General features: G+C 62.4%; 15 protein-coding genes. 7 read left to right on the forward strand and 8 right to left on the reverse strand.

Translation table 11 applies throughout. The features are described 5' to 3' along the window. The first annotated feature begins 75 nt into the window (after nucleotides 1–75). From ISP19_RS12240 to ISP19_RS12260, 5 genes are all read left to right on the forward strand, one after another. Entirely contained in the window at nucleotides 76–2,175 is a 2,100-nt protein-coding gene (locus tag ISP19_RS12240; protein ID WP_204682507.1) for a transglycosylase SLT domain-containing protein, read from the forward strand. A gap of 16 nt (nucleotides 2,176–2,191) precedes the next feature. Beyond that, nucleotides 2,192–3,136: a complex I NDUFA9 subunit family protein gene (locus ISP19_RS12245; protein WP_204682508.1), complete on the forward strand. Its 945-nt coding sequence runs from the start codon at nucleotides 2,192–2,194 to the stop codon at nucleotides 3,134–3,136. A 48-nt stretch (nucleotides 3,137–3,184) separates the two neighbouring features. Then, nucleotides 3,185–4,414 (forward strand): multifunctional CCA addition/repair protein, encoded by a 1,230-nt coding sequence (locus ISP19_RS12250; protein WP_204682510.1) that lies wholly within the window; start codon nucleotides 3,185–3,187, stop codon nucleotides 4,412–4,414. Between the two features lie 56 nt (nucleotides 4,415–4,470). Then, the gene (locus tag ISP19_RS12255; RefSeq protein WP_204682512.1) at nucleotides 4,471–6,660 is read left to right on the forward strand and encodes an LTA synthase family protein; all 2,190 of its coding nucleotides are present in this window, start codon (nucleotides 4,471–4,473) and stop codon (nucleotides 6,658–6,660) included. Nucleotides 6,661–6,870: 210 nt separating this feature from the next. Next, a complete protein-coding gene (locus ISP19_RS12260) occupies nucleotides 6,871–9,108 on the forward strand; it encodes a hypothetical protein (protein WP_204682514.1) in 2,238 nt (745 codons plus the stop codon). Here ISP19_RS12260 and ISP19_RS12265 read toward each other — a convergent pair. From ISP19_RS12265 to ISP19_RS12285, 5 genes are all read right to left on the reverse strand, one after another. Beyond that, entirely contained in the window at nucleotides 9,103–10,302 is a 1,200-nt protein-coding gene (locus tag ISP19_RS12265; protein WP_204682516.1) for a class I SAM-dependent methyltransferase, read from the reverse strand. The two genes, ISP19_RS12260 and ISP19_RS12265, sit on opposite strands and share 6 nt — an antisense overlap. Nucleotides 10,303–10,306: 4 nt before the next feature. Further along, nucleotides 10,307–11,062: a twin-arginine translocase subunit TatC gene (tatC, locus tag ISP19_RS12270; protein ID WP_204682518.1), complete on the reverse strand. Its 756-nt coding sequence runs from the start codon at nucleotides 11,060–11,062 to the stop codon at nucleotides 10,307–10,309. Further along, on the reverse strand, nucleotides 11,049–11,423 hold the full coding sequence (gene tatB, locus ISP19_RS12275; RefSeq protein ID WP_204682520.1) for a Sec-independent protein translocase protein TatB: 375 nt from the start codon (nucleotides 11,421–11,423) through the stop codon (nucleotides 11,049–11,051). Before tatB ends, tatC begins: the two co-directional genes overlap by 14 nt. A gap of 18 nt (nucleotides 11,424–11,441) precedes the next feature. Then, on the reverse strand, nucleotides 11,442–11,687 hold the full coding sequence (gene tatA, locus ISP19_RS12280; RefSeq protein ID WP_204682523.1) for a Sec-independent protein translocase subunit TatA: 246 nt from the start codon (nucleotides 11,685–11,687) through the stop codon (nucleotides 11,442–11,444). Nucleotides 11,688–11,749: 62 nt separating this feature from the next. Beyond that, nucleotides 11,750–12,403, reverse strand: a complete 654-nt coding sequence (locus ISP19_RS12285) for a lipid-binding SYLF domain-containing protein (RefSeq protein ID WP_239556764.1) — start codon at nucleotides 12,401–12,403, stop codon at nucleotides 11,750–11,752. A gap of 424 nt (nucleotides 12,404–12,827) precedes the next feature. Here ISP19_RS12285 and hemH point away from each other — a divergent pair, with 424 nt between their 5' ends. Next, a complete protein-coding gene (hemH, locus tag ISP19_RS12290) occupies nucleotides 12,828–13,877 on the forward strand; it encodes a ferrochelatase (RefSeq protein WP_204682525.1) in 1,050 nt (349 codons plus the stop codon). Then, nucleotides 13,874–14,728 (forward strand): alpha/beta fold hydrolase, encoded by an 855-nt coding sequence (locus ISP19_RS12295; protein WP_204682527.1) that lies wholly within the window; start codon nucleotides 13,874–13,876, stop codon nucleotides 14,726–14,728. The genes hemH and ISP19_RS12295 overlap by 4 nt, the downstream gene beginning before the upstream one ends. Nucleotides 14,729–14,743: 15 nt before the next feature. Here the strand turns inward: ISP19_RS12295 and ISP19_RS12300 are convergent, their stop codons facing one another. From ISP19_RS12300 to ISP19_RS12310, 3 genes are read right to left on the reverse strand one after another with little or no spacing between them, the layout of a single operon-like run. Further along, a complete protein-coding gene (locus tag ISP19_RS12300; protein WP_204682529.1) occupies nucleotides 14,744–15,919 on the reverse strand; it encodes an ABC transporter permease in 1,176 nt (391 codons plus the stop codon). Next, nucleotides 15,916–16,650 carry an ABC transporter ATP-binding protein gene (locus ISP19_RS12305; RefSeq protein ID WP_204682531.1) on the reverse strand — a complete coding sequence of 245 codons (735 nt, stop codon included), beginning with the start codon at nucleotides 16,648–16,650 and terminating at the stop codon, nucleotides 15,916–15,918. The genes ISP19_RS12300 and ISP19_RS12305 overlap by 4 nt, the downstream gene beginning before the upstream one ends. Next, a complete protein-coding gene (locus ISP19_RS12310; RefSeq protein ID WP_204682533.1) occupies nucleotides 16,647–18,209 on the reverse strand; it encodes an alpha/beta hydrolase in 1,563 nt (520 codons plus the stop codon). The genes ISP19_RS12305 and ISP19_RS12310 overlap by 4 nt, the downstream gene beginning before the upstream one ends.

The following is an 18,209-nucleotide window of genomic DNA, read 5'->3' on the forward strand; positions in this document are numbered from 1 at the left end:
GGAAAACTTACCGATCGTTCAGGGCACTTCCAAGCCATCCATTACACTTCAGCCCGATCGCCCGCAGGAGTTTCCATGGCCCCGCATGCCGTAACGCGCCTTGGCCGTCGTCTGCTGACCGTCCTTGCCGGCTGGATGCTGGTCAGTTCGGTCACCGCCCAGACCGACAACACCAGCCTCGAATCGCAACGCGCCGCTTTCAAGCAGGCCTATGCGGCAGCCAGCCAGGGCGGCGACAGCTGGCGGCAGTTCGCTGCCGGGCTGCGCAACTTCCCGCTTTATCCGTACCTGCAGGCGGCGTCGCTGGAACACGATATCCAGTTGATCGACCGCCCCACGGTCGAAGCCTATCTGCGCCAATATCCGGACCTGATCCCGGCTGACGACCTGCGTCGCCATTTCCTGCAAGAGCTGGCGCGACGTCAGGACTGGGACAACTTCGAGGCGATGTACCAACCCGGCCTGGGCGACACGCTGACCTGTGATGCCTTGCAGGCCAAGATCGCAGACGGTACACCGCTGGATTTCAACAAGGATCTCGCCTCGCTGTGGACCACGCCAGCCCTGCCATCCGCATGCGATCCCGTGCTGCAAGCCGCGCACGATCAGGGCCTGTTGACGCGGGAACGCCTGTGGGCGCGGATCGATATCGCCGCTGATGCAGGCAAGGGCGGCAGCATTTCCGGCCTGGTGCAGTGGTTGCAAGGCGATGACGTCCCGGTGGCGCAGCGCCTGGCGCTGGCGCTCAGCGATCCTGCCTCGGCCGTGGCCGCCGCCCCGACCTGGCCGGACACGGCGCGCTCGCGCCAGGCCGCCACGCTCGCCCTGGTCCGCATGGCACGGCGCCAGTCGATGACTGCCGACACGGCTTGGCAGAAACTTCAGAACCAGTTCCAGTTCGCCCCCAGCCAGCGCGATAGCATCCTCAACGCCCTGGCCCTGTTTCACGCCACCGACTATGACAGCGATGCGCTGGCCCGGCTGATCAATCTGCCGGCCTCAGCGCAAACCGACGTCAGCCGCGAATGGCGTGTACGCGTGGCGCTGGCCCAGCAGAACTGGGCGGCCGTGCTGGCTGCGATCGACGCCATGCCGCCGGCTCTGCAGCAGAATGACGAGTGGCTGTATTTCCGCGCGCGCGCGCTGAGTGAACTGGGGCGTTCCAGCGAAGCGCAAAGCGCGTATGCCACGGCCGCCGCGCAATCCAGCTACTTCGGTTATCTGGCGGCCGATCATCAGGGCTCGCCTTATTCGCTATGCGTGGCGCAACCGGTGGTTGATCCGCAGGGCGAGCAGGCGGTGCTGGCGATACCCGGCATGCAGCGCGCTTTCGAGCTATTCGCCGTCGGCATGCCCAAGCAGGCACGGCGCGAATGGAGTCAGGCCATGGCCAATGCAGACCCGCAGACCTTGCGGCAAGCGGTGAATCTGGCCGACCGACGCGGCTGGTATGACCGCGCCGTGTTCACCTTCAACAATGGCGAGGGCCTGCATTACTACACCTTGCGCTTCCCGCTCGCCCGCCAGGACGGGCTGGTGTCGCAAGCCCAACAGGCTGGCATCGACCCCGCCTGGGCCTACGGCATCCTGCGCCAGGAAAGCGCCTGGATGAGCGACGCCCAGTCCGGTGCCGATGCGCGTGGATTGATGCAACTGCTGCCCAGCACCGGCGCCGACGTGGCACGCCGCAACGGCCTGCCCTGGGCCGGTGCCGAGAGCCTGTACGACCCCACCGTCAACATCGAACTGGGTACGCGCTACCTGGCCCAGATGGCCGACCGCTTCGACGGCGCGCCCTGGCTTGCCAGCGCCGCCTACAACGCGGGAGCAGCACGCGTGAAGCAGTGGCTGGACGCGCGCGGCACCCTGCCCCCTGATCTGTTCGTAGCCACCATCCCGTTCAAGGAAACCCGCGAATACGTCGCGCGTGTGATGTATTACAGCGTGATCTATGATTGGCGCCTGCACGGCTCGGCGGCACTGATGTCCGCCCGGATGACGCCAATCGGACAGCCGTATAGCCGTCCGGATGCGCAGGACCCGCGTAAAGACGTCACCTGTATGACGCCGCCTGTCGTTGCACCGGCATCCTCCTCGCCGGGAACCGCGACATCGGCACCGGCCCGCCCGACCGCTTCATCCAGCAGCGCACCCGCCACGGACAAGGCACACTGAATTAGGGATTTTCGCCATGACAACTCAGCGCATCGTCATACTCGGCGGAACCGGTTTCGTCGGCAGCTATCTCGTGCCCCGACTGGTTGCCAATGGACACCACCTTACCGTGCTCTCGCGCAATCGCGAATCACGGCGCACCATGGCCGTGCTGCCTGGCGTCATTATTCGCAGCGCGGATGTCCATGACGATGCCGTGCTGCGCGCGCAGCTGGAAGGTGCCGACGCGGTGATCAACCTGATCGGCATCCTCAACCCGCAAGGCCGCGACACCTTCCAGCGCATCTATATCGACCTGACGAAACGCCTGCTCGACGCCTGCAAGGCAACCGGCGTAAAGCGTCTGCATCAGATGAGTTCGTTGAAAGCGGGCCAGGGGCTTTCGCAATACCTCAAGACACGTGGCGAAGTGGAGGCCCTGGTCAAGGCATCGCCACTGGATTGGACCATCTATCAACCCAGTGTCATCTTTGGCGATGGCGATGGCCTGGTTACCCGCTTCGCGACCTTGCTGCGCAAGATGCCGGTATTCCCGCTGGCGCGCGCAGCGTCGCGCCTGGCGCCGACTTACGCCGGCGATGTTGCTGAGGCCATCGCTCGCTGCGTAGCGGATGACACGTTATCCGTACGCAAAAACTTCGAGTTGTACGGTCCGGAAGTGCTGACGCTGGGTGAAATCGTGCGCGCCATCCGTGATGCGGCTGGCTTGCGTACGTCGATCATTCCCTTGCCCGACAGCCTTGGCCGCTTGCAAGCGCAAGTGGCCGGCTTGCTGCCGGGTAAGCCGTTCTCGCCGGACAACTTCCTCTCGCTGCGCACCGATTCGGTGGGCAAGGTCGACGGCTATGCCGCACTGGGTATCGTGCCGCAGCCTTTCACACCGTGGCTGCCCCGGCTGATCCACGGATTACCGAGGCAATCCCGCCTGGATGCGGCCAGAAACGCCTATCGCCACCGCTGACATGCTGCCGGCAGCGGCACGTTGAGCCCGGCATGGCAAAATGCGTCCATGCGCACTTATCTGGTTGGCGGCGCAGTCCGCGACAAGTTGCTGGAACGACCGGTGGTCGACCGCGATCACGTGGTCGTCGGCGCGCGTCCGGAGGATATGCTGGCCCTGGGCTACAAGCCCGTCGGCAAGGATTTCCCGGTGTTCCTGCATCCGCAGTCCAACGAGGAATATGCGCTGGCGCGTACCGAGCGCAAGACCGGACACGGCTATCACGGCTTCGCCTTCCACGCCGATCCTGGCGTAACGCTGGAAGAGGATCTGGCTCGCCGCGACCTCACCATCAATGCGATTGCCGAGGATGAGCACGGTAACCTGGTGGATCCTTACGGCGGTGTGCGCGATCTGGAGCAGCGCCTGCTGCGGCATGTCTCACCCGCCTTTGTCGAAGATCCGGTGCGCCTGCTGCGCGTCGCGCGCTTCGCGGCGCGCTTTGCGCCGCTCGGATTCACAGTGGCGGAAGAAACCATGTCGCTGTTGCAGCAGATGGTGCGCGATGGCGAAGTCGATCATCTGGTGCCGGAACGCGTTTGGGCGGAAACACGCAAGGCGCTCGGCGAAGCACAGCCGTCGGCGTTTCTGCGCGTCATGCGCGAATCCGGGGCGCTTGCCGTACTGTTTCCAGAGATCGATGCCTTGTACGGCGTCCCGCAACGCGCGGAATTCCATCCGGAAATCGATACCGGCGTACATCTGGAAATGACCCTGGATGCCGCTGCCAAGCTGGCCCCCGGCAATGATCTGGTCGGCTTTTGCACGTTGACGCACGATCTCGGCAAAGCGCTGACACCTATTGATGAGCTGCCACGCCATCACGGCCACGAGCAGCGCGGCGTAAAGCCGCTGCGCGCACTGGCCACGCGCCTGAAAGTACCGACCGAATACGCCGAACTGGCCGAACTGGTCTGTCGCGAGCATCTGAATACGCACCGTGCGTTCGAATTGAAACCCGCTACGGTGTTGAAGCTGCTCATCTCATTGGACGCCCTGCGCCGCCCGGAGCGCCTGCACACCTTTCTCGCCGCCTGCACTGCCGACAAGCGCGGCCGGCTCGGGCACGAGCAGGACGACTATCCCCAGGCGGATTGGCTGCGTAGCGCACGCGATGCCGCGGCCTCGATCACCTCGGCCCGGTTCATCGCGCAAGGGCTGCAAGGTCCTGCGGTAGGGGCCGCGATCGAAAAGGCCCGGACCCAGGCCATCGCCGAAATGAAACTTTGTAACACTTAATCCTTCGGCGTATAAAGCACCGATTGTCTTGCCGCCCTCCCTGACCGGAGCATCCCTTGTCGTTGACCTTTTCCTCTCGTTCCACGCTGCGCGAGCGTTTCCGCCCCCTGTGGTGGTTTGGCATCGTTTATGTCGTGCTAGGTGCCATTACACGTGTCGCGCTGCTGGTCATGACCGGCAAAGGCATCCCGCACAATCCGCTGGACTGGCTGTACGCCTTTGGTGTCGGCCTGTGCTCGGACCTGATCACGCTGCTCTATGTAGGCTGGCCGTTGCTGCTGTTTTTGTGGATCGTGCCGTCACGGCGCCCGCTGATTTCCACCGCCAGGCAATGGCTGATCTACGTGTTGTTGCTTGCTGCGTTGTACGCACTGACCTTGTTTGCCTTGCACCTGGCCGTCCATGCGGCAATCCGCGATGTATGGCCGATCATGCTGGTTTTCCTGTTTTTTCTGCCGATGCCTGCGCTGTGCTATGGCGCGCGCAGTGGTCAGCACGGGCTCTACATCCTCTGCCTGCTGCTGTTGTTCGGCCTGCTGTTCGTGGCGGCATCCGAGCTGGTGTTCTGGGACGAGTTCGGGGTGCGCTTCAACTTCATCGCAGTGGATTATCTGGTCTATACCACCGAGGTGGTGGACAACATCCGCGAGTCGTATCCGATCGCACGCTGGCTGACCATGCTGGCCGCTACGGCCATCGTGATCCTGCTGCTCTCGCGCGGGGCGTTGCGTACGCGTGACCATGGCACACATTTTGGACAGCGCAGCAAGGTGGTCGCGGTATGGTTCGTATTGACCGTGATGTCGCTGTTTGTGGTGAACAGCTCGACCAAGGACCGCACCAGCAACACCTACGTCAATGAGCTCGCCGGTAATGGCGTCTACCAATTCTTTGCCGCCTTCCGCAGCAGCCACCTGGATTACGACCGCTTCTACCGCACCCTGCCGCTCCATGAAGCTTTTACGCGGGTGCGCGCGCAACTGAAAACGCCGGACGCCACCTACGTCAGCAACGACCCGCGGGACCTTACCCGCGAGATCCAGCATCCGGGACCCGAGCAGCATCTGAATGTCGTGCTGATCAGCGTGGAAAGTCTGTCAGCCGACTTCTTGAATACTTTCGGCGCCAGCCATGGCGATATCACGCCCAACCTGGATGCGCTGGTCGGACAAAGCCTGTTCTTCGACCACCTCTACGCCAACGGCACGCGTACCGTGCGCGGTCTGGAAGCGCTATCGATGTCGATTCCGCCGACGCCCGGCGATTCGATCCTCAAACAGGCGCACAACGAAGACATGCTGTCGCTGGGTCAGATCTTCGATCAGCACGGTTATGTTTCGCAGTTCGTGTACGGTGGCTACGGCTACTTCGACAACATGAACTATTTCTTCAGCCACAACGGTTACCAGATCGTGGACCGCAGCTCGATTCCCAAGAGCATGCCGATCCACGGCGAGAATGTGTGGGGCGTGGCCGATGAAGATCTTTACACGCTGGCGCTGAGCCAGATGGATGCCATTCATGCGCAGGGCAAGCCGTTCTTCCTGCACATCATGACCACCTCCAACCACCGCCCCTTCACCTTCCCTGCCGGACGCGTGCAGGAACGCAACGGCAGCCGTGAAGGCGCGATCGCCTATACCGACTGGTCCATCGCGGACTTCATCAATCGCGCACGCACAAAGCCCTATTTTGATGACACGGTGTTCGTGATCACCGCCGATCATTGCGCATCGAGCGCCGGCCGCAGCAGCGTTCCGATCGACCGTTACCACATCCCGTTGTGGATCTACGCTCCCAAGCATTTCGCACCACAACGCATCGAAACGCAGATGTCGCAGATGGACATCCCGACTACCCTGCTCGGCCTGCTCAACTTCAGCTACCGCAGCCGCTTCTTCGGCTACGACGTGTTTCACCTGGCGCCCGGGCAGGAACGCGCCTTCCCGGCCACCTATGAAAAGCTTGGTTACCTGCATGGCAAGGAGCTAAGCATTCTTGAGCCGCAGCGCAAAACCGAACAGGTCATCCCCAACTTCGATACTGGCGATGCGACACCCGTGGCCAACATCAACCAGGACGACCTCGATAACGCAACCGCCGACTATCAGGTCGCCAGCTATCTGTTCAAGCATGGCCTGCTGGCTCGAACAGCGTCGGATGCAACTCCCGTAACACCTGCGCCCGCTCCGGCCAGCTCAGCGCCAGCGCCGGTATCCACAAGCAGCGTGGCGACGGCGCCCTGAAGAAAAACAAGCCCGGAGATGGCGATAAGCTATAAGCCGCTATCTCCGGAGCTCTTTGGACAAGGGGACGCGCATGGCGCAGAAGGCCGGGCGTTTGAGACCCTTTCTTCTCTTACAACCGACAGGGACTCCTCTCGATCCGGCCATGATGACCCGGATAACTTCGCTCACTGCGTTGCTTCAGCGGCACAAGCTGACAAGGTATCGTTGATGGACCACACAAAGCCTTATTTCCGCCAGCTTTTTGCAGCCCTGTTTTTGATCTGGCTGGTGTTGAACCTGCCTTTGCTGCTGGGCATCCGGGTACTTCCCTGGGATGCCATGGACGAGTTCTACCCAACCGTCTATTTCAATGTACACAGCCTTCGCCTCGGCCTGGCACCCTGGTGGAATCCGCATATCTATGCCGGCTATCCGCAAATTGCGGATCCGCAGGGCATGCTGTTTTCCCCGCTATTGATGGCCTGGATGCTGCTGCGTGAAGCGCCCGGCCCCACCTGGTTCACCTGGGGCGTGCTGCTTCATGTGTTGATGGGCGGTACGGCCATGCTCGGCCTGTTGCGCCGGGATGGAGCCAATGCACTGGGAGCGCTGCTTGGTGCAACCGTATTCATGGCCGGAGGTGTTGCCGCATCGCGCCTGGAACACACTCCCATCGTGATTGCGTATGCCTATGCACCGGTCATTCTGCTCAGCTTGCGACACTTTCTGGCCGTACCCGGCATAGGCCGTGGCGCGTTATTCGGCCTGGCTGCCGGCGCCATGTGCACCCAGCTCGTGCAAGTTTCCTATCTGCTGACATTGATGATCGCGGTCTACGCGCTGGCCGGCACATGGCTGCACTGGATGCGCTACGACACCTCATCCCGATGGCGATGGTGCACGGGCATCCTGGTAGCGATGGCCTGTGCGCTGGCGCTGAGCCTTCCCCAGTTGCTGCTCAGCTGGGGCTACATGGGCCTATCCAACCGCACCGTGCTCCCCCTATCGAGCATAGCGATTGCATCGCTGGATCTTCGGGCCTTCCTGACCCTGCTCGACCCTAATGCATTCCACGCACTGCGCGGCAAATATTCAGGGCCGGCCAGCCTCGTCGAGGCATATCTCTATATCGGCACCCTTCCGTTGTTGATGCTGGCTGGTATGGGCGGCGTGTGGCGTGATCTACAGCAACGGCGCCAGCTGCTGTTCTTTGCAGCGAGCGCAAGTTTCGCCTGCCTGTACATGCTTGGCAGTAACACACCGTTCTACGCCTGGCTGTATTCCTGGATGCCGGGCATGCAGCACTTGCGTCGTCCGGTGGATGCCGCCTATCTGTTCAACTTGTCGCTCGCGATCGTCGCAGGTCTTTCTGCCAGCCACCTCAAGCTGCAATCACGGCGACAGCTAACTATCCTGCTGGCCCTCAGCACTTGCCTGCTTGCCCTCGCCAGTTTCCATATGCGTGACAGCCACGTTCGCTGGCAGGCAGGATCCCTGGCGGCAGCGGCCGTTGCGTTCGTCGCACTGTGTTTTATGCAGAGGCCCTGTGGCACCCGGACCAAGACGCTCTGGTTGCTGCTCATCTTGGTGGTGGATTACCGCTGCTTCAATTTAAACGGGAGCTTTAATGAGTCGCGCAATGTCATCGCGCGCTTCTCCGAAAGTCCCTCGGTGATTTTTCTTGGCAAGCGTCTGCTTGATGACGGTCAACCTTCACCGCGCATCGAAACCTTGAATACGGGTACCGATTGGGACAACCAGGTGACCTTGCACGACATGTATTCCACGCAGGGCTACAACCCACTGCGCTACGAACTTTATGCCAGTTGGTATGGCGCGCGTGAAAGCAGCCTGTTCGGCAGAGCGGACACCTTATTCAATCCTGCGCCGGACAGCGTCCTGAATCAGCTCCTCGACGTGAAATATCTGGTCGTCGGTAGCAGGCCCGATGCGCGACCCGTATCGCCGCCAGCGGGTTTCACCAGGATCTTTACCGGCCAACATGAAGACATATGGCAAGCCGGACATGCCTATGCACCATGGCTGACACCGATTCACGCTCACTTGCTCGCAGCGGGCGAGCTTCCGCCGGCCGATGCCTTCTCGGCCACCAACTTCAACGACTGGCTTTGGCTGACGCCTCGCGACAAGGATGATGAAAACGAAGATCACGCCGTGGCTTCGACCTGTACTGACCGAATACAGGCAACGATGCTCAGCATGACGCCGACCTCCACCACGTTCCTCACCAACGCCCCCCATCCAGGCTGGCTGGTTGTCAGCGAACTGGATTTCCCGGGATGGAAGGCCGAACTTGAAGGAAAGCCGCTACCGATTCATCGGGCAAACGGCATGTTCCGCGCAGTGTGCGTTCCGGGCGGGAAACACCGCCTGCGTTTCAGCTTTCATCCGTGGGCCATGGTGGCTTACACGTGGAACCATCGACAGCTCAACCAACAGCTATAGCCGTCCGGCCTGATCCGCCGCAAGCAGCTCGGCGGGCAAGGGCAAGGCCGGAATCCCGCGTGCAAACAGCATTGCCTGAAAACGCTCGCCCATCTGATCCGGCAGGGTGAGCTTCCTGACTTGTTGGGCGAGGCGCAGACGGGTGACCTCGTCGCCCTGTTCGTAGGCGTGTTCGAACACCTCTTGCAGGCCAGCGGCGATCAGGAACTGTGCCTGCGAAAGATAACTGGCCACACTGAAGCCTGCGCTGTTGCCGGCCTCGGCCAATGCGGTGAAGTCGACGGATGCGGTCAGGTCGTTGAGACCGGGCAAGTAGAACGGATCGCTGTGGGCGCGATGGCGATAGTGGGCCATCAGCGTGCCATCCTGGCGCTCGGGCAGGTAAAACTCGCGGCGCACGTAACCGTAGTCGACGAACAGCATCAGGCCCGCTTCGAGTGAGCCGGCGATCGCCTGGATCCAGTACGGCAGCTGCGGCAGGACTTCCGAGCGATAACCGTCCTCGAATTCACGCCCAAGATCACGCTCGACGTGACGCACCGCGCCGCTTACCAGCACGTCGGCCGGACGGTCGACACGCCACAGCCTGCCCTCGCCATCGAGCGCCACGTGTTCTTCATAGACCTCGCCATCACGCATGACGAATCGTGTGGTGGGCAAGGCATCGATGACTTCGTTGGCAAACAGCACCCCCCGCCAGTTTTCTTCCGGCGGACGATCCAACCATTCCACGCGGCCAGCCATTTCTGCCGGTAGTGCCGCAGCAAGCCGCTCGCGCTGACGCTCGCGCAGGTCCGCGCTGGGCTCGAGAATCCGATAGCGGCGTGGCAACACACCACTGTCTGCAAACGCCCGCAACGCAGCCTCGGCGAACGCGCCACTGCCGCCACCGAGCTCGAGAAAATCAGCATCGCCGAGCATGGCCATGGTTGGCTGCAGCACGTGAACAACGCAGCGCGGGAAAAGCTCGCCCAGCTCCGGCGCGGTGACAAAATCGCCCGCCTCGCCGAACTTGGTCTTGCCGGCACTGTAATAGCCCAGGCCCGGTGCATAGAGGCAACGCTCCATGTACTGCGAAAACGGCATCGGGCCGCGTGCGGCGATGTGTTCGCGCAAATGCTGGAGCAGGCGTTCGGAATGAGCGAGTTCGTCTGCGGAAGGTTCCGGCAGGCGGGAGGTCTTGGAAGGATTCATCGGATCAGGAAGCCGCTTCGGCGGGATTCGGCTTGAGCAGCCAGCGCACCGCAAGCACGCCAAGTTCGTAAAGCAGACACATGGGGATCGCCAGCATGATCATCGACGTGATGTCCGGCGGCGTCACCACCGCCGCGATGGCGAAGGCGCCGACCATGGCATAGCGCCGCCCCTTGCGCAGCTTGTCCAGGTCGACCACGCCCACGGCGGCAAGAATCACCACCGCCACCGGCACTTCGAAGCACAGGCCGAAGGCGAAGAACATCAGCATCACGAAATCCAGGTAATGCGTAATGTCCGTCATCATCTCCACGCCCTGCGGGGTGACCGCGGTAAGGAAGCGGAACGCCGCCGGCAGCACCAGAAAATAGGCGAAGGCGCAGCCGATGTAGAACAACACCAGCGCCGCGATCAGCAGTGGCCGGGCCAGGCGCTTTTCATGCTTGTACAGACCAGGACTGACAAAAGCCCATAGCTGATAGAGCACCACCGGCATGGCAATAAACAGCGCGGCGTAAAAGGCCAGCTTCAACGGCGTAATGAACGGACTGGCCACTTCCGTCGCAATCAGATGTGCGCCATGCGGCAGGCGCGACACCAAGGGTTCGGCCAGCAAGGCATAAAGACGGTTGGCGAACGGCACCAGCACCACTAGCACCACGACCACGGCCAGAATGGCCTTGATCAGGCGCGAGCGCAGTTCGAGCAGATGCGAGAACAGGCCCTGTTCCAGATCCATCTCGGGCTCAGACGCTGCCATGCTCGGATTCCTTCGGCGCATCGGTCTGGGTTACTTCCTTCTGCACGTCGGCAGCATGGCTGCGCATCTGCTGGTGGACTTCGGTCGCGACGGATGCCACCTGCTCGCGGGTGTCGCGTGCGGTTTGGTTCATATCGGCCTGCATGGCCTCGGCTTTCGCGGCGGCTTCGCGCGCGGTGCGCTTGAGCTCTTCGATTTCCAGCTCACGCTCGACTTCCGCGCGCACGCTGTCCCACCCGGAACGCAGGCGACGCACCAGCGCGCCCGCCGTGCGTGCAGCGTGGGGCAATTTTTCGGGGCCGAGCACGATCAGGGCGACCAGCGCCAGCAACACCAGCTTGCCGAGGCTGATCTCGATCACGGTGCTATTCCTGTTCGGTTACTTCGTTTCGCTGGAATCGCGCTGATTCTGATTGGCCTGGGTGCTGCCGCCGGCGGGCGGGTCGGCCTGCAGCTTCTCCTGCGCCTTGCGCTTTTCCTCTTCCTCGTCGCCCTGCATGGCCTTCTTGAAGCCGCGCACGGCATTGCCGAGATCGGAGCCCACCCGGGTCAGCTTACCGGTGCCGAACACCAGCAGAATGATGACCAGCAGGATCGCCCAATGCCAAATGCTGTCCAAACCCATGAGAAACCTCGTTGCGGAGTGTGCCGTCTACGAACTGCGAGGGCAGCCGCCGGCGTTCCGTATCAGTGTGAAGTGTACTCTTCCAGAGCGTCCCGGAAGGCAACGACCGGCGCCGGGACGTTGCTCACGCCACCTTCAAAAATGCGCCGCGGCGTGATGCCCGGCCCGTAGACTGCCTTATTCGCGTCATAATCGATTTTCATCACCGAGCCATCCAGCGCGACACCCGCGAAAAGGCCGCGTGCGCGCGAGTAGGAGTAGATCTCGGCCCTCAGCTGCTGGTCGGTTGCCGCCGCGGCGGTGCGCCCCACCGGACCGGCAGCGGCCGATGCGTCCGCGCCGATCGTGAATTTGCCGTTGACGATGGAATCCACGCCACGCTGCGTGCGGAACACCAGGACCACGTCGGTCTTGGACACGCCCGCCTGGAAGCCGACGCTGCCGCCACCCAGGACGACGAAGCTGGGATTGGACCAGGTGCCATCCGGATTCTTCACCGAGATAAGGCCCTCACCACGGCGTCCGCCGAAGACGAAGCCGACCTTCAGCACATCGGGAACGACGGCGATCGCCTTGGCGTCCCGCAGCAGGTCGCCGGGGATGGACTTGTCCGGCGCTTGCTCGATTTCGTTGAGCACGCGCACCGCGTTCTGTGCGCGGACCAGCGGGGAATCGTCATCCGCATGCACCGCCGCGACAGGCAGCAAGAACGCCAAGGCCAGGAACGAAAAACGACGCAGCGATGCCCAAGAGCCTGACCCATGCCTTCGAGCGGCCCGCGTTGATTTCGTGCGCCCGCCAGGTGGTAGTGCGTGGCGCAGCGCTTGACTGGCCGTCAAGTCAAGCCGCGCGCTGCCGCATGGTGGGCGCACGGAATCAACCCGGAGGGCCGAGTCTGTTTGCCCACAATCCTGCGTCATCGCTCGCTTATGTATCGACATACACTTCGCGTGCGATTCCTTGTCTTGCGCGCAAACAGACTTCGGCGCGGACCACTCGAAGGCATGGGTCAGGCTCTTAAACATTGGGCGGCTCCGGTTGAATCAAAGAAGTAGGATCGTGATCGACGGCGCATGATACCGGCGCGATGCGGAACGCTTATGGCAGACTTTGCCCGCGGTTCGAGCTAACCTCGTCACGATGCCACGCAGCCACTATACCGGTCTCGCCGGCCAATCCCACGACCAGCCCGCACAGGCTGGCGTATTACTCGTGAACCTTGGCACACCGGACGCACCCACGGCAGCGGCATTGCGCCCATATCTGGCGCAATTCCTGGGCGATCCACGCGTGATCGAATACCCGCGCTGGCTATGGCTGATGATCCTGCATGGCGTGATCCTGCGCACCCGGCCGGCACGTTCGGCCCATGCCTATGCGAGCATCTGGACGCCCGAAGGCTCCCCGTTGCGCGTGGGCTCGGAAAAGCTTGCCACCGCGCTGCAGGCCAGCTTGCAGTCGATTCGTCCCGGACCGATCCGCGTCGCACTGGCAATGCGCTACGGCGCCCCATCCGTGCGGGCGCAGATCGAGCAGTTACAACGCGAGGGAGTGCGGCGTCTGCTGGTGCTGCCGCTGTATCCGCAGTACTCGGCCACCTCGACCGGTTCGGTGATCGACGCGGTGTCCGATACGTTCAAGCAACTGCGCTGGCCGCCGGAATTGCGCATCGTCAACGACTATCACGATGACGAAGGCCATATCGAAGCGCTGGCGCTGTCGATCGAACGCTGGTGGGCGGCACATGGCCGCGGTGAAAAACTGCTGCTGTCCTTTCACGGCATTCCGCAACGTTATGTGGATGCCGGCGATCCGTATTTCCATCAATGCCAGGCCACTGCGCGCCGACTGGGTGCGCGGCTCGGTCTGGATGCATCGCAGCTGATCATGAGCTTCCAATCCCGCGTCGGCCGCGAACCCTGGCTGCAACCGTACACCGATGTCACCGTCCAGCGTCTGGCCAAGGATGGTGTCAGGCGGCTGGATGTCGCCTGCCCCGGGTTTGCCGTGGATTGCGTGGAAACACTGGAAGAGATCGCCATGCAGAATCGCGACTTCTTTACCTCCGCCGGCGGCGAGGCTCTGCGCTACATCCCCTCGCTCAACGACAGCAGCGAACAGGTTGCCAGTCTCACCGCGCTGATTCTTCGGCATATGCAAGGCTGGCCGGAATGCGCGGGGCATCCGTGACCGCACCGATCGAGCAACGCGTTACCCTTTCCCATCATCTTTCGCTCACCGCACTGATCTGGGGAGAGCCCGACTCGCCGCCCCTGCTTGCACTGCACGGCTGGCTGGACAATGCGGGCAGCTACGACTTTCTCGCGCCGCTGCTCGCCAGGCACTGGCGGGTCATTGCGCTCGAACTGCCGGGTCACGGCCACTCCAATCACTTGCCCGCCGGCATCAACTACCACTACCTCGACTATGTGAGCGCGGTGATCGCCGCGGCCGGCGCCTTGCAGCTGGCGCGCTATACCCTGCTGGGCCACTCGCTCGGCGCAGGCATCGCCTCCTTGGTCGCGGCGGCTACACCGCAAAGCATCGAACGGCTCTATCTCATCGAAGGGCTTGGCCCGCTCGGCGACGATGGTTCGCATACATTGCAGCGCTTTCGCGACGCCGTTGCCGCGCCGGCGGCCTCCGGCAAGTCGCTGCGCGTATTCCAGGACATCGAGCAGGCGATCAGCGCGCGCACGCTGGCGAGCGGCCTGCGCGCCGATCTGGCTCGCCCGATCGTCGAACGCGGACTGGCGCAAGCGGACGGCGGCTATCGTTGGCGCAGCGATCCGCGCCTTACCCGCCCCAGTGCGGCGCGCCTGGCCGAGAGCCAGATCCGCGCCTTGCTCGCCGGCATCGAAGCCCCTACCGCCTTGCTGCTATCGAACCCCGCAACCCCTTACCTGCCTTCGGCGATGATGCAAGAACGTGCCGCGCTGCTGCCACGTATCGCCGTCGCGCACATGGACGGCGGCCATCATCTTCATCTGGAACATCCGCAGGCGGTCGCATCGTGGCTGCTTGCCGAGCAGCCCGCCTGACCGGCGTCGGCGCGATCAGGCGGAAATCGCCAACCGTTCCGACTGATAAACCCGCGCCGTCACCAACGTGGCCAGCATCGCCACGATCAAGCCAGATATCACGCACATGGCAATCTGTGCTGACGTGGGCTCGCCTCCGCGCAGCAATTGCGTGATGCCCACCTGCTGACCGAGCAAAGGCACGGCATACATCCAATCAGCCTCCCTCACTGGCAAGATGCTCAGCAAGATGGAAGGCAGCGCCGGGACCAGCATCAATATGCCCAGATAGGTCTGCGCTTCACGATAACTTTTCGCAAACGCGGCGACCAAGGTCTGCAGCGATGCGAGCAGCAGGATCAGCGGAAACATCATCAGCAATACCTGCAGTGCAAAAGATGGCCCGAGATTGAGCACCATGCCCAACTTCTCCGCCGGAATGAACCTGCCGCAGACACCGAACCCCACCACACAGATCAACAAGCTGGTCAGCGAAAACATGCAGATCGCACCAAGCTTTCCCAGCAGCACCTTCCAGCGCGCCACCGGATTGGCGAACAGCGGTTCCAGCGATTGGCGTTCGCGCTCGCCGGCGGTCAGGTCGATGGACAGATACATGCCGCCCATGAAAATCGTCAGCACAAAAAAGTACGGCAGAATCGCAAACATCTGCCCGGCGCGCGATTGCGGCGTGGACTGATCGCGCTCGTCGATTGACACCGGCGCCATCATGGTGGGCGACAAACCACGCGCCACCAGCCGCATCGCCCCCTGGCGACGGGCAAATGCTTCGAGCATTCCCTTCATGCGCTCGACCGAGCCACCTGTTTCGCGCTGCGAGGAGTCATAGATCAACTCCACTTGCGCGGTTTCGCCCTTGCGCCAGGATTGGCCGAAATCCGCGGGGATGCGCAGCACCACATCGGCATCCTGCTCGCGTACCGCGGCCTCGGGATTGGCTACCGGCGGTTCTGGCACGAAGCCTTGCTGCTTGAGTGCTTCGATCAGATTCGGCGCGTACTGCGCACCGATCACCGGCACCTTGATGGGCTGGTCGGCCTTGTTGAGTTCCCGCGTAAGCACGGTATTGATGATCATCACGAAAATGATCGGACCGATCAGCGGGCCGTACAGCAAGGCGCTCAGCACGGTGCGCTTGTCGCGCAGATTCTCTTTCACTTCCTTGAGGAAAACGGTCAGCGTCGTTCTCATGCCGCCAGCCCTTCTTCGCTGCCGATAATCTTCACGAAGGCATCCTCCAGATTCGCCTCGCCGGTTTGTGTGCGCAGCGCGTCCGGCGTGTCGTCCGCCACCACCCGTCCATGCGCAATCACTACGATGCGATCACACAAGGCCGCCACTTCCTGCATGATGTGACTGGAAAAAAGCACGCAGCGCCCTTCCTCTTTCAGCCGGCGCATGAATTGACGCAAGCCGCGCGTCGCCATCACATCGAGTCCATTGGTGGGCTCATCCAGGATCACATTCCTGGGGTCGTGCACCAACGCACGCGCAATCGCGGTCTTGACGCGCTGGCCCTGCGAAAAGCCTTCGGTGCGGCGATTCGCGATGTCCGCCATCTCCAGGGCGGCAATCAGCTGCTCGCGGCGCATGCGGATAAGCGCCTCATCCATCCCTTGCAAACGCCCGAAGTAATCGATGTTCTCGTTGGCCGTCAGACGCTTGTACAGGCCGCGCGCGTCAGGCAGCACACCCAGCTGCCGGCGCACCGCCTGCGCATCGCGCGCCACATCGATGCCGTCGACCAGCACCTGCCCCTGGTCGGGATGCATCAGCGTGTACAGCATGCGCAATGTCGTGGTCTTGCCGGCGCCATTGGGCCCCAGCAAGCCGGTGATTTCCCCGTCACGCGCCTTGAAGCTGACGCCATCAACCGCCTTCACCGTGCCGAAGTGTTTGTACAGATTCTTGACCTCGATCATGGCGAAGCTCCATTGAAATCGATGAAGACAGGCGTCGGGCCCAGCTTGTCCAGGCAACTGGCGTCCAGTTGTTTCGGATCGGGCTTGTCGATGAACTTGCCCAGCAATTGCGGCATGCAGCCACGGCCGAGCACGGAGTGGCCTTGCCCCTTGAAGATCAATTGCCGTCCATTCGTCAGGCCCGCGAGGATTTCCTGGCCGTAGCGGGGCGGCGTCACCGGATCGGACTCGCCGGAGAGGATCAGGATCGGCTTGTCACTTTTCAGCGGCGCGTGAAAATCCGCCGGCCGCGCGCCGTGCGGCCAGACATCGCATTGCGCTTTGATGGCATCCATCAAGTGACTGCCAAGCATGGTGTTCTGATCCTGCGGTCTTGGCTGCAGCAGATCGGCATCTTCGCTGCAGATCACGCTCATCGACATACCGCTGTTCATATCTCCACCGAGATCGCTGCTGAGCAACTTGGATTGACCAAGCAAAGGTCCGACGTCGCCATGTGCCGCGGCGTTGATCGACAGTGGCAGCAGCGCGGCGGTTTCCGGTTGATAGGCGAACATGCGCACCACGCTGGCGAGTGAAAATTCACTCAGCGGACGTTCGACGGTCTGATAGGTCTGCGGATCGCGGAAGCTGACGGTGTGCGGATTGGCGCGCAGCGCATCACGCAACTGATACAGCGTCTGCATCGAATCTCCGAAACGCTGCTTGCACGCGACCACCGCCAGGCAGCTGGCAAAATCGTTTTTCAGTGCGCTGTCGAGGTTATCCGCCATATCCTCGCCCAGGATCACCTGATTGGGCACCGCCGAATCGAGCACCACGCTGCGCACGCTGCCGGGATAGTGGATCAGGTACTGCTGACCCATCCGCGTACCGTAGGACACGCCGACCAGATCGAACTGCGGCGAACCCAGAGCCTTGCGCACGTCTTCCAGATCCTGCGTGGCAATGGTGGTGGTGTAGTAGCGCGGATCCGCTTTTTGCTTCACCTCGTCCAGGCATGCCGCCACGTCCTTGCGTACTTTGCCGAGATCCAGCGACAACGAGTTCTCGTCGGAATCCGCCGCCGCACCTTTGCAGCTCAGCGGATTGGAGCCGCCGGTGCCGCGCTGGTCCAGCAGTACGACGTCATGATGTTTGCGCACCTGTTCGAACGCAGGCGCTTCAACCACCCATGCTTCGGTTGCGGCCTCACCGGGGCCACCGGCAAGCAGCACCACCATGTCTGGATCGGGTAGCTGCGCATCGCTGCGCGCAATGGCCAGCTTCAAGCCAATGCGCCGGCTGTGCGGATCGGCGCGATTTTCCGGCACCTCGAACGTTGTGCACCAGGCTTCGGCGGTCGCGCCGCTGCCCGGACGTCCCAACTCGCAAGGTTTGAACGTCAGCGATCCGCGCCGCCAGGTACGCGTCGTCGATGGTGCTGGCTTGCTCGCCGACGATGCCGGCACAAGATTGTCCCGGACTGCTTCGCGTGTTTCATGCCGCCCGTACTGATAGGCCAGCAAACCCACCACGGCGACGGCCACGCAGATGCGTAAGACGGTTCTGGCCTGCAT

It is taken from the genome of Dyella flava, assembly GCF_016904955.1.
Taxonomy (GTDB): domain Bacteria; phylum Pseudomonadota; class Gammaproteobacteria; order Xanthomonadales; family Rhodanobacteraceae; genus Dyella_B; species Dyella_B flava.

Bases quoted from the DNA above. Each gene is read 5' to 3' on its own strand.
- ISP19_RS12250 (WP_204682510.1), top strand. From the start codon at position 3,185: ATGCGCACTTATCTGGTTGGCGGCGCAGTCCGCGACAAGTTGCTGGAA.
- ISP19_RS12265 (WP_204682516.1), bottom strand. From the start codon at position 10,302: ATGAATCCTTCCAAGACCTCCCGCCTGCCGGAACCTTCCGCAGACGAA.
- ISP19_RS12260 (WP_204682514.1), top strand. From the start codon at position 6,871: ATGGACCACACAAAGCCTTATTTCCGCCAGCTTTTTGCAGCCCTGTTT.
- hemH (WP_204682525.1), top strand. From the start codon at position 12,828: ATGCCACGCAGCCACTATACCGGTCTCGCCGGCCAATCCCACGACCAG.
- ISP19_RS12245 (WP_204682508.1), top strand. From the start codon at position 2,192: ATGACAACTCAGCGCATCGTCATACTCGGCGGAACCGGTTTCGTCGGC.
- tatA (WP_204682523.1), bottom strand. From the start codon at position 11,687: ATGGGTTTGGACAGCATTTGGCATTGGGCGATCCTGCTGGTCATCATT.
- tatC (WP_204682518.1), bottom strand. From the start codon at position 11,062: ATGGCAGCGTCTGAGCCCGAGATGGATCTGGAACAGGGCCTGTTCTCG.
- ISP19_RS12300 (WP_204682529.1), bottom strand. From the start codon at position 15,919: ATGAGAACGACGCTGACCGTTTTCCTCAAGGAAGTGAAAGAGAATCTG.
- ISP19_RS12310 (WP_204682533.1), bottom strand. From the start codon at position 18,209: ATGCAGGCCAGAACCGTCTTACGCATCTGCGTGGCCGTCGCCGTGGTG.
- ISP19_RS12240 (WP_204682507.1), top strand. From the start codon at position 76: ATGGCCCCGCATGCCGTAACGCGCCTTGGCCGTCGTCTGCTGACCGTC.
- ISP19_RS12305 (WP_204682531.1), bottom strand. From the start codon at position 16,650: ATGATCGAGGTCAAGAATCTGTACAAACACTTCGGCACGGTGAAGGCG.